General features: G+C 46.9%; 18 protein-coding genes. 13 read left to right on the plus strand and 5 right to left on the minus strand.

Annotated elements, in window-relative coordinates; all coding sequences use genetic code 11:
- Positions 1-6: 6 nt before the first annotated feature.
- The gene (locus DRI82_RS16475) at positions 7-996 is read right to left on the minus strand and encodes an ABC transporter substrate-binding protein (protein WP_114194999.1); all 990 of its coding nucleotides are present in this window, start codon (positions 994-996) and stop codon (positions 7-9) included.
- A gap of 449 nt (positions 997-1445) precedes the next feature.
- Between DRI82_RS16475 and DRI82_RS16480 the strand changes: the two genes are divergently transcribed.
- The 3 genes from DRI82_RS16480 to DRI82_RS16490 are packed head-to-tail and all read left to right on the plus strand — an operon-like array spanning position 1446 to position 2859.
- Positions 1446-2138, plus strand: a complete 693-nt coding sequence (locus DRI82_RS16480; RefSeq protein WP_114195000.1) for a hypothetical protein — start codon at positions 1446-1448, stop codon at positions 2136-2138.
- 2 nt (positions 2139-2140) lie between these two features.
- Positions 2141-2332 carry a hypothetical protein gene (locus DRI82_RS16485; protein WP_114195001.1) on the plus strand — a complete coding sequence of 64 codons (192 nt, stop codon included), beginning with the start codon at positions 2141-2143 and terminating at the stop codon, positions 2330-2332.
- Between the two features lie 47 nt (positions 2333-2379).
- Positions 2380-2859, plus strand: a complete 480-nt coding sequence (locus DRI82_RS16490; protein WP_114195002.1) for an Hcp family type VI secretion system effector — start codon at positions 2380-2382, stop codon at positions 2857-2859.
- Between the two features lie 122 nt (positions 2860-2981).
- Here DRI82_RS16490 and DRI82_RS16495 read toward each other — a convergent pair whose 3' ends face one another.
- A complete protein-coding gene (locus tag DRI82_RS16495; protein ID WP_114195003.1) occupies positions 2982-3626 on the minus strand; it encodes a TetR/AcrR family transcriptional regulator in 645 nt (214 codons plus the stop codon).
- A 290-nt stretch (positions 3627-3916) separates the two neighbouring features.
- Between DRI82_RS16495 and DRI82_RS16500 the strand changes: the two genes are divergently transcribed.
- Complete coding sequence (locus DRI82_RS16500; protein WP_114195004.1) at positions 3917-4864, plus strand: NAD(P)H-dependent flavin oxidoreductase; 948 nt, start codon at positions 3917-3919, stop codon at positions 4862-4864.
- Positions 4865-4952: 88 nt separating this feature from the next.
- On the opposite strand, the gene DRI82_RS16505 is transcribed toward DRI82_RS16500, so the two are convergent.
- Complete coding sequence (locus tag DRI82_RS16505) at positions 4953-5231, minus strand: YdgH/BhsA/McbA-like domain containing protein (protein ID WP_114195005.1); 279 nt, start codon at positions 5229-5231, stop codon at positions 4953-4955.
- Between the two features lie 325 nt (positions 5232-5556).
- On the opposite strand from DRI82_RS16505, the gene DRI82_RS16510 reads away from it, so the two are divergent.
- From DRI82_RS16510 to DRI82_RS16550, 9 genes are all read left to right on the plus strand, one after another.
- On the plus strand, positions 5557-6255 hold the full coding sequence (locus DRI82_RS16510) for a helix-turn-helix domain-containing protein (protein WP_114195006.1): 699 nt from the start codon (positions 5557-5559) through the stop codon (positions 6253-6255).
- Positions 6256-6556: 301 nt separating this feature from the next.
- Entirely contained in the window at positions 6557-8083 is a 1527-nt protein-coding gene (locus tag DRI82_RS16515; RefSeq protein ID WP_211317668.1) for an FAD-dependent oxidoreductase, read from the plus strand.
- Positions 8084-8344: 261 nt separating this feature from the next.
- Complete coding sequence (locus DRI82_RS16520) at positions 8345-9040, plus strand: 4Fe-4S dicluster domain-containing protein (protein ID WP_114195007.1); 696 nt, start codon at positions 8345-8347, stop codon at positions 9038-9040.
- Between the two features lie 35 nt (positions 9041-9075).
- Entirely contained in the window at positions 9076-10035 is a 960-nt protein-coding gene (gene nrfD / locus DRI82_RS16525; protein ID WP_114195008.1) for a cytochrome c nitrite reductase subunit NrfD, read from the plus strand.
- Between the two features lie 16 nt (positions 10036-10051).
- A complete protein-coding gene (locus DRI82_RS16530) occupies positions 10052-11416 on the plus strand; it encodes an MFS transporter (protein WP_114195009.1) in 1365 nt (454 codons plus the stop codon).
- 71 nt (positions 11417-11487) lie between these two features.
- Positions 11488-11868, plus strand: a complete 381-nt coding sequence (locus DRI82_RS16535) for an FMN-binding protein (protein ID WP_114195010.1) — start codon at positions 11488-11490, stop codon at positions 11866-11868.
- A 258-nt stretch (positions 11869-12126) separates the two neighbouring features.
- The gene (locus tag DRI82_RS16540; protein WP_114195011.1) at positions 12127-13473 is read left to right on the plus strand and encodes a vWA domain-containing protein; all 1347 of its coding nucleotides are present in this window, start codon (positions 12127-12129) and stop codon (positions 13471-13473) included.
- 54 nt (positions 13474-13527) lie between these two features.
- Positions 13528-15072, plus strand: coding sequence for a sensor histidine kinase (locus DRI82_RS16545; RefSeq protein WP_114195012.1), 1545 nt, complete (start codon positions 13528-13530; stop codon positions 15070-15072).
- Positions 15069-15773 carry a response regulator transcription factor gene (locus tag DRI82_RS16550; protein WP_114195013.1) on the plus strand — a complete coding sequence of 235 codons (705 nt, stop codon included), beginning with the start codon at positions 15069-15071 and terminating at the stop codon, positions 15771-15773. The genes DRI82_RS16545 and DRI82_RS16550 overlap by 4 nt, the downstream gene beginning before the upstream one ends.
- 30 nt (positions 15774-15803) lie before the next feature.
- Here DRI82_RS16550 and DRI82_RS16555 read toward each other — a convergent pair whose 3' ends face one another.
- Together DRI82_RS16555 and DRI82_RS16560 are read right to left on the minus strand one after the other, a co-directional pair.
- The gene (locus tag DRI82_RS16555) at positions 15804-16274 is read right to left on the minus strand and encodes an SRPBCC family protein (protein ID WP_114195014.1); all 471 of its coding nucleotides are present in this window, start codon (positions 16272-16274) and stop codon (positions 15804-15806) included.
- Between the two features lie 177 nt (positions 16275-16451).
- On the minus strand, positions 16452-17003 hold the full coding sequence (locus DRI82_RS16560; protein ID WP_425452667.1) for a DUF924 family protein: 552 nt from the start codon (positions 17001-17003) through the stop codon (positions 16452-16454).
- Between the last annotated feature and the right edge of the window lie 66 nt (positions 17004-17069).

Below are 17069 nucleotides of genomic sequence, written 5' to 3' on the forward strand. Positions count from 1 at the left end.
TCCACCTTACAGACCATCTACAACGCTGGCATCAATAACCTGTTGCGGCGTAACAGGTGCGAGAATGAGACCGGCATCGGTAGCTGCTTTCAGTACATGCTGGAAGGTTTCGGTAGAGAAGTCATGGCCGAGAAGGCGTTTATTATCCGCCAGGGAGTAATAACTCACGCCGTCGAAAGCGGCTTTCAGCTCATCAGGACTGGCACCGACACCCTTGGCGATGATCGCGCGATCGGCTTCCTTGTTCGCCTGATAGTGAGTCAGCGCGGCATCCCAACTTTTGATCAATGCAGCGACCTGACCCGGTCTGTTTTTCAGAACGTCATTACGCACCACCAACACATCACTGATCAGGCCCGGATCGGAATGGCCGCTATACAGGACTTTTACCGACGGATCCTGGCTTTTCGCCACACTCAGATACGGCTCGTAGGTCACGGCGGCAGAAACACGTTTGGCAATCAACGACGTACCTGCGGAAGAGACCGGCATTGGCACGGGCTTGATATCGGCGAGTGTCAAACCCACCGATGACAGTGCGCTGTGCAGCAAAATGTCGCTGGTTGTACCCTCTTCATAAGCGACCTGTTTGCCTTTGAGATCTTTCAAACTGGTAATATCGCTGGTGGTCAGCAAGGCATCGGCGCTTTCGCTGCTATCAAGCAGCATCACGATCTTCACTGGCAATCCGGCAGAGACCATCGACATGGCGGTGTGCGTCGCGATATTGGCTGCATCAATCTGCCCGCTGGCCAGCGCGGCGTTGATATCTTTGTCTTCGGCAAAGTTTAGCAGTTCGACCTTTTCCAGCCCGTGTTGTTTGAATAAGCCATGGCTTTCGGCCACGTACCACTGACCATAGCCCAACCAGGGTTGAATCCCCATTTTCAGCGGACCGGGCTCAGGTGTTGGCGCGGCAAACGTGAGGGGGGAAGCCAGCAGTCCCAGACAGCAAACGGCAGCGAGAGCGTACTTTTTTGCAAAAAATGGAGGCATATCGATTCCCTTGAAATGATGTAAAATTCAGATGATTCGATAATGCCCTTTTTCGACGAAATATTGCAACGTTTTGCAACAGTAAACGGCGCGATAATGCGTCCTGCGCGGCGATTTGCTGGTTTGCTGGCGCTGTATGTCCCCTGCAATGCCGACTTGTGTGAACCTGCAAACCTGACCTGATGGCCAACCCAGGTGAGTTTTGAGCCCAAGCTACAGATAGCGTTTAAGCAAGAAGGCTACATGTTGTGCTGGCAAAGTCGCTGGCAGTCTGAACTATTAGTCTGAGCATTTAATGATCATTCCTGGCGACAACCGCAGGCGTAATATTATTAATTAATGGATGCCGAGACCAACATTAAATAAATGTATTGATTCTGCTAAATATATTTTCTCTAGAAATGTGTGAACTCCATAGGTAAAGGAATAATTAACTGAAGGATTTGGTTATGTATCACAGTGATTTGATAATTCGGGATATGCAGGTCGATAAGTTAATGGCTCTCCAGCTTGATAAGGCTCTTTCAGGGGTTAAGGATCAGGCTCTGGAGCAGGCCAGTAAGATTAGTGATGGTGCTACTCGCCTGCTGTATTACACATTATGCTTTACCGATAATTACCAGGATATATGCGCAAAACTCAAGAGTGAAGATCTCAGGTTTTCGGAAGGGATTTATCAGCTTATTAAAGATAGAAATATTGTATATGAAATAGTCAAGATTTACGTTGAGTTAATATTTAAGAACAAAAGCGCACAGCAGTTGGAGTACATCAAGAGACTTCTGATAAAAGCGGATGTCAATATCTCAGCGAGTTCATTAACAAATCAGGCTTTTGTATTGGGTATAACAACCTCTATTTGTCTTGGTGTTAGTATGAATACTAATTTTATAAAAGGTACCAAGACTGGCTCTACGCTTGTTGTTACCGGGTTAGGGCTTTATGGCTATGTTCAGAAAGCATCCGCAAGCGCAGAACGCCTGAGCTTGCTCAATCCAAGGTATTATCATGCTCTGTATATGAGAAAGTTAGAGATGATGTACTTTTTAGTTGAACCTCTTTTCATGAAAGCGAGGGCATTTGAAGCTGATTTGTTGTCAGATGATGATGTGGTGAACGCCATAATTAACATGGTGAAATAGTCATGATTAATTTCTTAAAGAAATGGCTTAAAGCTCAGTTATCATATTTTTTTTGGGGATATGTCCCGCTAATTGTTGTCGTGATTTTCGGTGTTGCTGTGGCTCAATATTTCCCTGGCATTGCAGTACAAGCAACAGGAATATTTTTTGTCGTAGTGCTGATTTTTGTATTTTGGTTTAACTATAAACACTAATTTTCTATGGAAAAGTACGTATTGTTACTTGATAAAGGATGCTCTATATGTCTACCCCAGCTCATCTTTGGTTAACAGACGAAAATGGCTCGCCCATTGTCGGCGGGTGCTTAATGCCAACCCGCTTGGGTTCGATAGAATTACGCTCAGTAAGCCATAATGTCACCATCCCGGTGGACTCTCATTTGGGTAAATTAACGGGGACAAGGGTGCATGACCCGATTACGATTCAAAAGGAATTTGATCGAACAACACCACTTCTTTTTCGCGCTCTATGTCAGGGAAGAACACTTAAGTCTGCAACGATAAAAATGTATCGTATTCTTGATGCTGGAATGGAGAGTGAGTATTTTAACATTCTTCTTGAAAACGTGAAGATAACGACAATTTCACCGTTTTTATTACCAAATGGAATGACCAGTACTCATCTGGAAAATATTGAGTTACGTTATGAGGCGATCACTTGGAAATATACAGAGGGGAATATTTTGTACCGAGATACGTGGAATGAACGCATGATAGCTTAATGCCAGGGTAAAAAATGTTCAGCAATTCAAAAAGGATCTCAGAAAGATCCTTTTTTGTACTATGTTGATAAATTCCATTTGCATAAGATTTTATTTAAAAAATGTACTTTGCGTTTTAGCTCTTATCTCTGTAACTGACACTGTTCACACAACTGCGGCCACATCGCCATAAACAGGCGGGCATTTTGCTGTAGCTGCTCATGACTGGCGCCATTGCGTGCCTGTACTGACATACCGTGCAACAGGGTTGTCAGATAACTGGCAAGTAGCGTGGTATCCGTCGCCGCCGCAAGCTCTCCTTTCTCCCGTCGCTTTTGCAAGAAAGCGGCAATGTAATTTTCAAGCTCATCGCGTTTCTGTTTCATCATGTCAAAAAGCATCGTGTCTTCAGCGGCCATGCCGAAAGTCGCCGATACCATGAAGCAGCCAGATGGGGTGATCGGATCGGTAAAAAAATCGGCCAATGAATGGACCAGTTGATCGATGATCTCTGTGACGGACATCGCCTCCTGATTCAGCAACGCGTACTGTTTTTCTCTGTAAACCGTCAGGTAACGTTCAACGGCGGCACAGAATAACCCCTCTTTGCTGCCAAATTCGCTATAGAGCGTGCCGGGCTTGCTCTGCGTGGCTTTTATCAGCTCTGACAGGGACGTTGGCTCATAGCCATAGCGCCAGAAAAGCGTCATGGCGATATCCAGCACTTTCTCGCGATCAAACGTTTTAGGCCGTCCCCGGCTGGTGGCTAGCTTCTGCGTGATTGACATATCACCTCCTGCATTTAATGAACGATCATTCTAAAAAAATATTGTCAATCTGTCCAGCCCTATTTCCTTCCGACAGAATCATGTTAAATATATGAAAAGCATCTGAAAAATAATTAATGAATGCTCATTCATAAAATAAAGCTTGCCACATCAATTTGTGATTGATAGCATTTAGTGAACGGTCATTCATTAAATGATTGCCGCAATGAAAGAAAGAGAGTCAGAGACTTCGTCAAGCTCTTTGCCTGATTTGAAGCATGCACACAGCAAAAACTATATGGAGATAACAAATGAAAAACGAATCACGCATAGAAAAATTACTGGGAATCAGATACCCCATTATTCAGGCATCCATGGTCTGGCTAAACTCTGCGGAACTGGCAGCAGCGGTATCCAATGCGGGGGGACTGGGTGTTCTCGGCCCGAATGCAGGCCGTAAGGATGTCACCGGTGATCCGTTGAAAACGGCAGAACTTTTCCGGGAAGAAATCAGGAAAACCAGGGCGCTGACCGATAAACCTTTCGCAGTTAATTTCTTATTGCCGATCGAAGGGGTTGAGATCAGTTACAGATACGCCAGACCGTTGATGGATGTCATCCTCGAAGAAGGGGTGAAAATCGTGATTACCAGCGGCAAGGACATCACACAGGGCCTCGAACATATTGATCGCTTGAAACAGGCCGGGGCGATCGTTATTCACCGCGAAATATCGCCAACGGTGGAGAATGCGATTACCGCAGAGAAGGCTGGCGTACATGCCATTATTGCGACGGGGCAGGAAGCGGGTGGGCACATGAGTGATAATCGAATCAGTACGCTGGTATTGGTTTCTCAAGTGACTGATGCCGTGAAGATTCCTGTTATTGCCGCGGGTGGTATTTACAACGTCAAGACTGCCAATGCCGCGATTGCTATGGGTGCGGAAGGTGTGTATATGGGCACCCGATTCCTCATGACCTGTGAATCGCCCACCAGCGAAGCGGCGAAGCAAGCCATCCTTGCGGTTCGATCTGAGGATCTGGTCGTTATCAACACTCGGGCGGGGGATGTTCGGGTCGTGGCGACCAAACGTATCAAAAATGGTCAAGGCGACAGTGAAGTGGGCAGTATTAAAACGGCGATGCTGGACGGAGATCTCGATAACGGTATTATCAGCGTTTCTGAAAGTGCCGGGGGAATTTCGACCATTGCGTCCGCCAAAGACATAGTCGAGGAGATGGCCGCAGTGTTTGCCTGATTATATAAAAGTATCGTTAAATAAGTGAATAACTCAGGCCGTCGTTTCTACGGCCTGAGTCAAGTAATAGCCCTTCACTTCTAAACGACTATTTCTTCTTGTACACATCCGCAGACGCATGAATTTTTTCATTGGTGTTGGCAGACTTGATTACGTAGTACTCGCCACCCAGTTTGTCTGCTTTATCAGACAGTTCGTCTTTCGCATCCGATGGCGCGGTTTCTCCGTCAGTTACAACATTACCCACTTTCATATACTGATCGGAAGTCTTTGCGAACTCTTCTTCAGTCAACAATTGTGCTGACATGGCGCCCGCAGAGAAAACACCGAGAAGAATTAACGCCGTCATAGCTTTCAATAATTTCATAACAATCCTCGCAAAAAAAGATATTTAAAAACAGTGCCGAAGCATATTCCTGTAACGGTATAATTATTGTTGCCACTCCTCACTTTTTCCAGTCGTTACAGAACTTAAAGAAAGACTGGGATTTTCTCTTGTAAATTCAATCGCCTTGTCTTGGGCAAATATCGATCTTGCTGCTGGAAATTACGAAAAGGAAAGGGCAAACTGGTTTTGAGCTCATCGTGATGATCAAGAATTGGCTTCTTAACCACATACACATAACGCAGCGCTGGAAAGGAAACACATTTTTGAGATAATTTTTGTTGATTACCAGGATAGGTACAAAATAATGAGACACATCTTTCATCAAAAACCTTGGATATATCCCAAAGATCCGGCTGAACTTCGAGCGTTATATCAACAACATGGAACGTTGGTCCACTACAGGAAAGGAACAATTATCAAGAATAGGGGAGAATCCCAGAAGTTATTCTATTTGGTAAATGGTCTGTGTATGTATTATGCCAATTATGTTGAGAATAATCCGCTGTCCTTCTCACTGGTTTTACCTGAACGTACTATGGGTGATATAACTTGCATTACAAAACAACAAGTTAATGTCACAACCATCGTGATTAGGGACGCCGATATTCTGTTGGTACCGCCGGATATTCTGCTGAAAGCCATGCAGCAGGATGCCGAACTGGCGATCAAAATATGCCGCCATGTCGTTGCCAAGCAAGAGAGCAGTCTGGAAGCCGTTATCACCAATATGACCTGTGAACCCGCCATACGCCTGAAGATATTACTGAAAAGTATTTTATTGGAGAGCTACGTTGGTATCAAGGAAGGCTGGTATGCCGTGCCATTGACGCTGACCCATGAAGAATATGGTCAGATCATCAATGTTACCCGTGTCACAATTTCAAGAATATTAGCCCATTGGCAGAGCGCGGGTCTGATATGCAGAGAAAATAAAACCATCACTGTTAATCATCTGTTATTTGATGATGTCTATGACTGGCTTAGTTATTTTCCAGCGAAGTAACAATTATTTCACTTATTTATGTGTCCGGTGCTTTCTGATTATTTTCTTTAAATTGAGTTTTGCAAATTATCACTCATTTCATTGTATTTGCGTTGTTGCCTATTTGTAATTTAAAGGTGAAAAATAATGGTAATAAAAAGTAAGGTGAATAAAAAGTGAGAGCTAATTAACATAAATAAAATTATTCCAAATAACGTATCACGGTATACGTAAAGAGTGAATTCCCTTGATATATAAACTTGAGAAGTGAGTGGATCACGCTTGTTTCACAATAATAATATATAAAATCAAGGAGAGCGAAATGAGATTGAAATCAATTCTTTCAGCCGCCATTCTTTCATGTTTTGGCATGCTGGCGCATGCAGAACAGGTAATGGAAACTGACGTGGTGGTCGTGGGTGCCGGAGCATCCGGTTCAGCGGCTGCCTACGCCTTAACCGAGCAGGGCCTCAAGGTCGTTAACGTTGAGAAACGCCCGCAAACCGGGGGAACAGGACAATTTTCTGAAGGGATTTTCGCGGTAGAAAGTAAAATGCAGCGTGAAAATAATCACGTTTTTACCCGCGATCAGGCGTTCAAACTGGTGATGGATTACAGCCACTGGCGGCCCAACGCCAAGCTGGTACGTAATTATATTAATAAATCCGCAGATACCATTGATTGGCTACAAAATTTAGGGGTTCACTTTGAAAAGCTGACGTCCAATTACCCCGGCGGCTATTACACATGGCATATTTATCAGGGGCGTGGCCGGGCAGTGATTGATGTTCTCCAGCAGCGTTTCGCTGAACAAGGAGGAACACTGCTATTAAAAACCGCCGGCAAACAACTTATCACCAATGATAAAGGAAAAATTGTCGGTTTAATGGCGGAGAGTTCTACCGGTGAAGCTATTCGTATTAATGCTAAAACGGTGGTGATTGCTACCGGCGGTTTTGGTAGTAACAAAGAAATGCTGACTGAATATACCCGTTTCCCCGATGTGGAAGTGGTGGGTATCGACGGTAAAATGGGCGACGGTATTAAAATGGCCTGGGAAGTGGGGGCGGCGAAAGATGGGCGCGAATTTATCAATATGTCGTATCGTCCGGGTCCGTCAAAAGAGTCAACCACCAACCATTATGCCGCCTCCGCCAAGCAGCCTCATTTGTGGTTGAACCCCAAAGGCGAACGTTTTACTAACGAAGCCAATATTGAGCAATGGCCCTTTGCCGGGAATGCCCTGGAAAATCAGGGTGGGGTGATGTTCGTGCTGTATGACGAAAACACCAAAAATTACATGATCGATCATGGCATTGATGTCGGTGTCGGCGTGATGGTCCCTGTCGCCACCAAGCTCACCAAACTGGAAGAACATTTTGCCCGCGGCGAAAAAGCAGGCAAGGCGTTCCGCGCCAATACCATCCAGGAGTTGGCACAAAAGACCGGGATGGATTATCAAACGCTGAAAGAGAATATCGAACGTTACAACGAACTGTGCAGCGTACGTCACGACGAAGATTTCGTTAAAGATGCCCGTTATCTGCGTCCTGTCGCCAAAGCACCATTCTATGCGGTCAAGAGCGTCGCAACGTCCCTCGGAACGTTGGGTGGCGTCAAGGTCAATGAAAAACTGCAGGCCATTGATGACAAAGGCACGCCAGTTGCCGGGCTGTATGTCATTGGTAACGATGCGGGTGGAATGTACGGCGACAGTTATGATTTGGTCATGGCAGGAAGTACCGTGGGTTTTGCGATTAACTCGGCGCGTATTGCGGCAGAGAATATTGCGCAGGATCTGGGTGCGAAAAAACCACTGGTAGTGAAAGCCAGCGACAAGAAGAGTTAATCCTCGCGCAATGAATTAATACACCGATTAACTCAGGTTGATAAAGCCTGAGTTAATCAAAAGCGATCGCACCCTATTATGGCAATAAATTCCGACTCGAGAGATCGGAAAATAAGGTGGAAAAGGATTTTTTCAGATATATCGCTATTTTCAGATCTATCAATTTCTTAGGCAACACCAGGATCAACAGATTCCGCATTAACATAATTAAATAAAAAGAAGTCATTTTATATTCTCCAGGGAGTTGTTCAAGGAGCCACTATGAGCTGTTCACGTCGACGTTTTATTGGATTGATGGGGGCTGGCAGTGTCATTTTTTTTACCGGCAGCAGTCATCCTCTGGCCATTGCCGATGAAAGTGAAGCCAAAAACAAACGCTATGGCTTATTGCATGATGAGACACTGTGTATCGGCTGTCAGGCTTGTGTTGCTGCATGCCGCAAAACCAATTCGGTTCCAAAAGGAGTGAGTCGTCTTTATATTCTGCCTAATCATACCGATCTGGATAAAAAGCCCGAGAAGTCGAAACGGCAATTTTTCCGCCGTTCCTGCGTACATTGTGATAATCCGGCGTGTGTCAGCGTCTGCCCAACGGGAGCCGCCTATAAAGACCCGAAAACCGGCATTGTGGATGTGGATCATGACCGCTGCGTCGGCTGTGGTTACTGCATTGCCGCCTGTCCTTATCAGGTACGATTTATTGATCCGGTCAGCCACTCGGCGGATAAATGTAACTTCTGCCGTGATACCCGGCTTGAACAAGGGAAACTTCCCGCTTGCGTAGAAATTTGCCCGACCAAAGCGCTGCTGTTCGGTGATCTGAACGATCCTGAAAGCGAACTGGTGAAAACGATTAATAATAAAGTCGTCTATCGAAACAAACTTTATCTCGGCACTCATCCCAAGTTATACCGCATTCCGGGTAAATACGGCGAAATCCGTATTAACCGGAGCTGATTAATGAGTTTGCTGTGGTGCAGGAGTTGATAACTATGGATAACTATTTTCATTTTGATTCTTTAGTCTGGCATTGGCCAATCGCCATCTATTTATTTGCCGTGGGTATTTCGTCTGGCATGGTGTTAATGGCGATTATTATTAAACGATGGGTGGCGAGTGACGCAGCGCAAAGCGCCAACGTCATGAAGGCTACCGCCATAACCGCTCCGCTGATGCTTTTCATTGGTTTGGGGATTTTGGTTTTCGATCTGGCCAAACCCCTCTCATTTTGGCGGGTGATGGTGTTTTATAACCCCACCTCGATAATGTCGATGGGTGTCGCATTGTTTCAGGTGTATTCCATCGTTCTTTTTTTGTGGATATTCAGTACTTATCAGCAGGCTTTCTCCTCTTTTGGAAAGAGGGTATTTAGGCAGCACAGCAAGGCGCAACGGTTTTATCTTTCACTGCTTAATACCGCCGCTGGTTTTGGCAAGAAAATGGATCTTGTCTTGTTTTTCCTGGCGATTCTCTTAGGGGTGTACACCGGATTTCTGCTCTCTGCGCTTAAATCGTTCCCTATGCTCAATAATCCCTTGCTGCCGGTGCTATTTCTTAATTCCGGCGTGTTATCGGGTATCGCCATGCTGCTAGTGATCTGTATCGGCATCTTTAAAGAGCCAATGCACAGTGTTTCGATGAAATTTGTACATAAAATCGAACTGCCTTTGATCCTGTTTGAGGGGTTGTTATTGATTTCGTTCTTCACCGGTCTCTATTTTGGCGGGGGACAAAAAATGGTTGCCAGTATCTCGGCCCTGAGTGGTTTCTGGGGCAGCGTATTCTGGTTAGGTGTGGTTGGATTGGGCATTATTCTTCCCTTGCTGGTTACGCAGTTACCCGCAGGAAAACAGAACAAGCCAGTGATGCTGACGATGTCGGCGATCGCGTTGTTAAGTGTCCTGACGCTGCGAGTGTTTATTTTATATGCGGGCCAATTGACGATTGCATAAATCTAAGCTGGTACTTATGGAGAATCTCAAATCCTGGGTTTGCATTGCGTCATTGACATTTTTTATGCAATCCCTGGACACCACCATGCTGTATTTGGCCGTTCCAGCCATAGCCAAATCTCTACAGCTGCAAATCAATACCATGGAAATCGTGGTGACTTGCTACATGTTCACTGTGGTGATTTTCACTCCAGTCAGTAGTTGGATAATCGATAAGTGTGGCGAGCAGAAAGCCTATTTATGGGCGGTTTCGTTGTTTGCTTTGGGAAGTCTGTTCTGCGCCTTGTCCATCAGTCTCTGGAGCCTGGTGTTATGGCGGATTGTTCAGGGCATCGGTGGCGCATTAATGCTGCCAGCGTCACGCGTGTTGATCCTGAAAATGGTGTCACCAGAAAATAAAATAAAGTACCTCAACAAAATTACCATTTTGGGTTTATGCGGCACCATTATGGGTCCGTTGCTGGCAGGGTGGTGCATTACGTTTCTCTCCTGGCAGTTTATCTTTCTGATTAATTTACCCTTATGCCTGTTTTGCGGCTATTTGGCGGGCAAGCGAGTTATCTCGCCAATCAGCACGGAACAGCAATTTGATTTACATGGCTACGCGCTGATCGCGCCGGCTCTGTTGTTGGTGATGTGTGGTTTGATGGGGGTGAGCCATCAGTATTTATCCTTACCGGGCGCGATGGTTATTTTCTGCTGTGCGCTGGCGTTGATGGGGCTGTACGGGTTCCATCATAAAAAAACGGAACAACAGTTGTTTGTGTTATCGCTGCTGAAAATACCCGCGTTCTCGGTAAGCATTGTCAGCAGTATTGCACTGCGAACATTTCTGTCGTCGATACCTCTGGTTTTATCGTTGATGATGCAAACCCTGTTTAATTTCGATCCGACAACGGTCGCCATCACCATGTTCTGTGTGGCGACGGGCGCGATATCCGCGAAAATTGTGGTTGAAAGGATCCTCGCCTGGCTGGGTTACCGACATCTATTGGTGATGATGACGTTGTTAACCGCCTCAGTGGTTTTTTCGCTGAGATTGCTGACTGCTGAAAGCCCGCTCGAACTGTTTGGTGTGCTGGCTTTTACTCTGGGCATGCTGAGTACTTTGCTTTTCTCGGTAATCAATTTTCTTTCTTTCAGTGAATTAACCGAAAATACCTATAGCGCAGGTAATAGTTTACTTACGCTAATCCAACTTATCGCGATTATGTTGAGTATTACACTCAGCTTTGCCATTTTGAATTTCGTCTCGCAGAGTGACGAAGGTTATAACCTCAATAATTTCCATAATCTGTTTTTGTTGATGAGTGCAGGCATTTTACTTTGCAGCGTGATTTTTATTTTCCTGAAAAATAACGAGAGTTACTCAGGACAGTAGGGTGAACATACAAAGTAACCCTCTCTTTTTTACCAGTGAAAAATGAATTCAATAAACTTAAGGAGCGTTATATGCAGTACAAAAATAAAGGGAGTATTAGCGGTTTTTTACCCGTTCTGGCTCTGTTGACACTGAGCGTTGCCAATCCGGGTTATGCCGCAGTGACACCCGGGGAATACAGCGCGCAAGCGCTGGGCCTCGAAAGTATGGTCGGGGTTAAAGTGACTATTGATAAAGACGGCGTGATTAAGAACATCGTTGTGGATGCCTCGGAAGAGACGCCAGAGCTCGGCGGTGTCGGCGGCCCCGAGGTGGGAAAAGCCATCGTTGAGCAGCAAAGTCTGTCTGTCGACGCTTACACAGGTGCCACCATGACCAGTAATGCCGTACTCGAGGCGGTAGAAGATGCTTTAAAACAGTCCGGCGCAGATGTTAATGCCTATAAAAAATAGGGGCTGACAAGTGCAGGGATCGCGATTTCCTACTCAGTTTTTATGGGAGGGGGAGGTGATCCCTGCAATGCTCGGATCTACCCATCGTGATCAGGTGGCGGAAATATCGGCACCTCAGGGGATTGCCACGGAACGGGACATGAAAAGCCCCCTTTTACAAACTTTTGACAAACTTTATACAGCAAACAGACCATTAGACGCATGATAAGATTAACAATCGCTGCACTACTCACCGAGTCCTGCACAAGAGGTTCTATCATGTTATTAAAACAGGCAATGAGAATAAAACAGGTGGCGGCATTATTCGTCATATTCCTGCTCCCGCTGTTTTCCATGGCAAAGCCGGTCATGCCGGTGGTCAGCGTTAAGTCAGAGCTTGCTGCGCCAGTGATGCTGGTCAACAGTGACGATAAAAACTACCTGAAAATATCCCTGACTGGTTTCAATCTCGACAGCACACGCCGCAGCCCCATCAATCTGGCGTTGGTGATTGACCGCTCAACGTCCATGAGCGGCGAGCGTATTGAGAAGGCGAGGGAGGCGGCAATCCTGGCGGTAAACATGCTCAACGCGACAGATACCCTGTCGGTGGTTGCCTACGATAACAGCGCCGAAGTGATTATCCCTGCCACGAAAGTCAATAATAAGCAGGCGCTGATTGCCAAGATTCAGCAGCATATCCATCCGCAGGGAATGACCGCCCTGTTTGCTGGCGTGAGCAAGGGGATAGGGCAGGTCGATAAAAACCTGAACCGCGAGCAGGTGAATCGCATCATCCTTCTCTCTGATGGTCAGGCAAACATCGGCCCAACCTCAATCAATGAGCTTTCCGACCTGGCGCGCATGGCCGCCAAGAAGGGAATTGCCATCACCACGGTCGGTCTGGGTGAAAATTATAATGAGGATCTGATGACCGCCATTGCTGGCTATAGCGACGGCAATCACGCTTTTGTCGCCAACTCAGCCGATCTGGAGAGTGCCTTTACCAAAGAGTTTCAGGACGTGATGTCGGTGGTGGCGCAAGATGTCGTCGTGCAGATTAAAACGGGTGATCGGGTGAAACCGGTACGGTTGCTGGGACGTGATGGCGATATCTCCGGTAATACGGTTAACGTGAAGCTGAATCAGCTCTACTCCAATCAGGAAAAATACGTTCTGCTGGAGGTGATACCGGAAAAAGGCACGGATAATCAGCAAAAAAATCTGGCCGACGTCAGTGTCAGTTACCTTAATCTCAGCAATAAACAGCAAGATCGGGTCAATGAACGGGTGACGGTCAGCTATAGCAAGTCGGCAGCAAAAGTGAGCGAAGCCGTGCAGGAAGACGTACTGGTTGAGTCAGAGATTCAAAAAACGGCACTGGCCAATGACGAAGCGATCAGGCTCATCGATGCAGGGCGCAAGGATGATGCGAAGAAAGTATTGGAGTCCAATGCTAGCGCGCTGGGTGGAATATCCTTCGCCAGCCCGGTGGCGGAGAAAAAAATGCGAGAGAGCACGGAGAAACAACGTAAATTGGCGGAGGAGATTGACAGTAAAGATGCCGCCACCTACCGTAAGGAGCTGAAAGAACAGAACTACAGCGTCAAGCAGCAGCAGAAATAACCGTCAACGTCATGCTGGGCCAGTTCGCTGGCTCAGCGTTCCTTGGGATGGAAAATGAAGCCGTCAAGAAGCCTGTTTCTCTTTACGTTTATCACGTTGCTGATTTTTGCAGCGATAGCCTGCTTCGGCTATCGGACCCTGACCCATGAAGCCCTGCTGCGCCACTACCAGAACCAACGTTTGGCACAGAGCCATACCGAACAGGTCAGCAACTTTATCCTGGATCTGTTGGCTCGGAACGCCGTTCGTCTTGGTTCAATCGCTTCCTTCATCAATCTGGATAATGAGACTCTCAATGAGTTGGTCGCGCAAGAAAGCAGTATTGATGCCCTGTTCGTACTGAAGAAAAACCAACTCGTCTTTCCCGATACCCGCGCCGCGCTGACCGAGAAAGACAAAGCCTGGGTGCAGGTGATCACTCCTCTCGTGCAGGACCCGAGCCTGCTCTACAGCCACTACTTTACCGACGAAAAGACCCAACCGACCTCAGGCTGGTACCTCAGTCGTGAGCTCAGCGATCCTCTGTTGATTTATTGGCAGCAGCGGGATAACCAGGTGATCGGTTTTAAAGTCTCCTACGTCAAACTGCTGTCCGATGTGATTAACACTCTGGATTTTGACTATGCCCCGAACACGCTGCGGGTGCTGGATGATGGACGTTTGATCTATCAAAACGACAGCCAGAAAGGGGTAACTGGTCAGATTGCCTCGAACTCCCAACGCCTGCCTTATCCACTGGGCTCCTGGCAGATAGACTATTACGCCAAACCGGTGAATGACTTCCCCCTCTATTTGTGGGGTGGATTAATGCTGGTATTGCTGATGGTGATTATCGGGCTGGGAATGTTTTACCTTTACCGTGAATATACCCGCCAGTTACGGCTCGCACAGCAGCAGGTCAGTTTCGTTGGTCAGGTATCCCACGAACTGAAAACGCCACTGACCAATATCACCTTGTACACTGAGATGCTTCAGGAGATGCAGCCGGAGGAGGGCGTCCCAACTTCAGCAAGCCAGCGTTATCTTGATGTGATCCTCAATGAAAGCCAGCGACTCTCGCGCCTGATCCAGAATATCCTCAGCTTTACCAATGTGCCGAAGGTACATCTGCAATCGGTGGAGTTAACCCCGGTGCTCAATAACATTTACCATACTTTTACGCCTGCTTTTGCCGCGAAAGATATGGAGTTGGCACTGATCGTCAATGGTGATATTCATCTGACTACCGATGTGGATCGCCTGACGCAAATTATCAGTAATTTTCTCAGCAACGCCGAAAAATATGCCGCGCAGGGAAAACGGGTTGAGCTGATTGCCGAGCAGGCTGAGAACACAGCGCTGATTCGGGTACGCGACTACGGCTGCGGTATCGCAGCAAAAGAATTTAAAGCAATTTTTCAACCTTTTTACCGGGTGAAAAACCACATTACCGAAGGCGTCTCCGGTACAGGCATTGGTTTAACCATTGCCAGACAACTGGCGACCAGTTTGCAGGGGGAGATTTTGGTCACCAGCGATTCGACCGGGAGTTGCTTTACCCTGAAACTCCCCCTCGCGCCTGAACAAGATGCCAGTAAAAATAAGGATTCGCTGACGTGAAAATATTAATTGCTGAAGACAATGCCCATATTCGTAACGGCCTGATGGAAGTATTGGCGCATGAAGGTTATCGTCCCATCGCGGCAGAAAATGGTGTGCAGGCACTGGCGCTTTATCGTCAGCAGCAGCCGGACTTTATTATTCTCGATATCATGATGCCGGAACTGGACGGCTACAAGGTGTGCAGGGAGATCCGCAAGCACGATTGGCAAATCCCGATTGTCTTCCTGTCGGCCAAGGATGAAGAGATTGATCGGGTGATCGGGCTGGAGCTCGGGGCCGATGATTACATCAGTAAACCCTTCGGCATTCATGAAATGCGCGCCAGAATCAAGACGATTGCCCGCCGGTGTCTGCGGCAGAGTCCCCAGTCGGCGGAAGATGCTGCTTTTCCGTTTGGTGATCTGACCGTATTTCCGAATGAATTGTGCGCCACCCGGCAGGAGCAGCGTCTTGAATTGTCGCTGCGCGAGGTCAATATTCTGCGTTATCTGTATCAGCATAAAAATCGGGTGGTGACCCGGGATATGCTGTTTGATGCAGTTTGGGGATACGATCATTTGCCGCAGAGCCGGACGCTCGACCAGCATATTTCCAAGCTTCGCAAAACCATCGAACCGGATCCTGTCAATCCGGTTCTGATCCGCACGGTGCATGGTATTGGCTACCGTTATCAAGGCGATCTGTTGGGTGGCGAGTAATGTCTTTATTTGCGATGGTCGCGGGGTAAGTCAGCGCCCCAGGTTTTTGGCGTACTCTACGAGTTGGTCGATGACGATTCCCCAGCCAGTGAAAAAGCCCATATCTTCATGGCGTTGACGTGCTTCGGGTGACCAGTGTCGCGCGATGGCAGTATAGCGGGTTACACCGTCACTCACGTCTTCCAGGAGAATAATCGCCGTCATGAACGGATTTTCACTGGGTTTCCAGCCCTCGGTATAGGCGTCGGTAAAAACGAGTTTTTTGCCCGGATCGATCTCCAGAAAGACACCGTCGTTCTTCATCTCGTTGCCGTCCACATCAAAGAGCGTATTAAACCGACCACCGACCCTGAGATCGATCTCGCATTCCTTGACCGTATGTGGTCGTGGGACAAAGAAGTTTTTGATGTGCTCAGGCGTCGTCCAACATTCCCAAAGCAGTTCACGGGGAACGTCCACAATTCTCTCAAGCTTCAGATCGGTCTTGGGGTCAAGGTTCATTTTCTTTCATCCTCGGTAAATTGCTACATTATAGTCAAAGGTCAGATCTGTGTTTGACGGCATTCAATTCTCCCCTCCATCAGGGTCAGTCTGATTTTGTACTTCCTTTTTTTTAAGCCCCTGCGATGATTTACTTTACTTATTCCAACCCCATAAACGAGAAATTACATTTGAATGCTATTTCTGTCCTTTAAGCCAGGAAATCTCTTCTGGTGTAGACCGCCTTTTGAGCGTCGTATTACGATGCGGATACCTTCCAAATTTATCAATAAGTTGCTTGTGCTGTATTTCGAATTCGAGAGATTGCTTGCTGGCGTACTGTTGATAAAGTTTGATCGCAATTTCGTGGATAGCAATCGACTCTGAATGCATATAAGGTAAAAGGGCGAACTCTCTTTTTTCTACGGGTAGAGTACAAAAATCAGCTGATTTTACCAGCTCCTGTGCAAGTACTAATGCCATGCCGTCTGATGCATAGGAAAGAGGGCTGCCACGAAAAAGATTCCGTGAAAACTGATCCAGAATGATTATTTCGGCAAGACGCCCGAAAACGCTTTCTCTCCAGCCAAAAAGTTCTCCACGGACTGCGGCATAATGGATGGCAGAAAAGCGGCTGCGGATCTGTTCATCAAAGATTTTATCGGAGTTAAACCAGCGCTCTGGCGATGTTTCATTGAACCAGAAATCAAGTAGGTTCCTGGCATTCATTAAAGTTTCAACCGGCATCATTAGCTCCAACGCTCTATAAGACGATTCGTTTGAAATTGGCCCGATAGCGTTTTCACCTACGGGGCA

The organism is Edaphovirga cremea (genome assembly GCF_003332275.1).
GTDB lineage: Bacteria > Pseudomonadota > Gammaproteobacteria > Enterobacterales > Enterobacteriaceae > Edaphovirga > Edaphovirga cremea.

Bases quoted from the DNA above. Each gene is read 5' to 3' on its own strand.
- DRI82_RS16510 (WP_114195006.1), top strand. From the start codon at position 5,557: ATGAGACACATCTTTCATCAAAAACCTTGGATATATCCCAAAGATCCG.
- DRI82_RS16500 (WP_114195004.1), top strand. From the start codon at position 3,917: ATGAAAAACGAATCACGCATAGAAAAATTACTGGGAATCAGATACCCC.
- DRI82_RS16520 (WP_114195007.1), top strand. From the start codon at position 8,345: ATGAGCTGTTCACGTCGACGTTTTATTGGATTGATGGGGGCTGGCAGT.
- DRI82_RS16505 (WP_114195005.1), bottom strand. From the start codon at position 5,231: ATGAAATTATTGAAAGCTATGACGGCGTTAATTCTTCTCGGTGTTTTC.
- DRI82_RS16495 (WP_114195003.1), bottom strand. From the start codon at position 3,626: ATGTCAATCACGCAGAAGCTAGCCACCAGCCGGGGACGGCCTAAAACG.
- DRI82_RS16540 (WP_114195011.1), top strand. From the start codon at position 12,127: ATGTTATTAAAACAGGCAATGAGAATAAAACAGGTGGCGGCATTATTC.
- DRI82_RS16535 (WP_114195010.1), top strand. From the start codon at position 11,488: ATGCAGTACAAAAATAAAGGGAGTATTAGCGGTTTTTTACCCGTTCTG.
- DRI82_RS16530 (WP_114195009.1), top strand. From the start codon at position 10,052: ATGGAGAATCTCAAATCCTGGGTTTGCATTGCGTCATTGACATTTTTT.
- DRI82_RS16485 (WP_114195001.1), top strand. From the start codon at position 2,141: ATGATTAATTTCTTAAAGAAATGGCTTAAAGCTCAGTTATCATATTTT.
- DRI82_RS16555 (WP_114195014.1), bottom strand. From the start codon at position 16,274: ATGAACCTTGACCCCAAGACCGATCTGAAGCTTGAGAGAATTGTGGAC.
- DRI82_RS16490 (WP_114195002.1), top strand. From the start codon at position 2,380: ATGTCTACCCCAGCTCATCTTTGGTTAACAGACGAAAATGGCTCGCCC.
- DRI82_RS16475 (WP_114194999.1), bottom strand. From the start codon at position 996: ATGCCTCCATTTTTTGCAAAAAAGTACGCTCTCGCTGCCGTTTGCTGT.
- DRI82_RS16545 (WP_114195012.1), top strand. From the start codon at position 13,528: ATGAAGCCGTCAAGAAGCCTGTTTCTCTTTACGTTTATCACGTTGCTG.
- DRI82_RS16480 (WP_114195000.1), top strand. From the start codon at position 1,446: ATGTATCACAGTGATTTGATAATTCGGGATATGCAGGTCGATAAGTTA.
- nrfD (WP_114195008.1), top strand. From the start codon at position 9,076: ATGGATAACTATTTTCATTTTGATTCTTTAGTCTGGCATTGGCCAATC.
- DRI82_RS16560 (WP_425452667.1), bottom strand. From the start codon at position 17,003: ATGATGCCGGTTGAAACTTTAATGAATGCCAGGAACCTACTTGATTTC.
- DRI82_RS16515 (WP_211317668.1), top strand. From the start codon at position 6,557: ATGAGATTGAAATCAATTCTTTCAGCCGCCATTCTTTCATGTTTTGGC.